General features: G+C 64.0%; 1 protein-coding gene. It reads left to right on the top strand.

What is annotated here, in order from left to right; translation table 11 throughout:
* Window positions 1–4: 4 nt before the first annotated feature.
* Window positions 5–531 (top strand): ABC transporter permease subunit (locus tag DBR22_RS22480; RefSeq protein WP_108600811.1); only part of this gene is annotated, 527 nt, incomplete at its 3' end.

The following is a 531-nucleotide window of genomic DNA, read 5'->3' as shown; positions in this document are numbered from 1 at the left end:
CCCCATGGCAATGACCGCACGTCAACGGGCCAGAGTGAGCCTGTATGTCCAGATCGGCATATTCGTCGTGGCCGTGGCCGCGCTGATTCTGGCCACCGACTGGAAAACCATCGGCACCAGTGTCTTCAACTTCGGCAAGATCGGCCCGATGTTTCCGGACATCTTCCTGGTGGGCCTCAAAAACACCCTGATCTACACCTTCCTGGGCTTCGTGGTGGGCCTCTCCGGCGGCCTGCTCCTGGCCCTGATGAAGCTCTCCGCCTTCCCGCTGTACCGCTGGATCGCCACCGGCTACATCGAATTCTTCCGCGGCATCCCGGCCCTGCTGGTGTTTATCGCCTTCGGCTACGGCGTGCCCCTGGCCTTCGGCGTCCAGTGGAACGTCACCATCGTGGTCATGGTATCGCTGGGTATGGTCGCCTCGGCATACATCGCCGAAACCCTCCGCGCCGGCCTGCAGGCCGTGCCCAAGGGCCAGCTCGAGGCTGCCCGCTCGCTGGGCATGCCGCAGTGGCGGGCCATGGTGTCGAT

The sequence above is a fragment of the Arthrobacter sp. HMWF013 genome, from assembly GCF_003061105.1.
In the GTDB taxonomy this organism is placed as follows: domain Bacteria; phylum Actinomycetota; class Actinomycetes; order Actinomycetales; family Micrococcaceae; genus Arthrobacter.
This window is presented reverse-complemented; position numbering and strand designations above follow the sequence as displayed.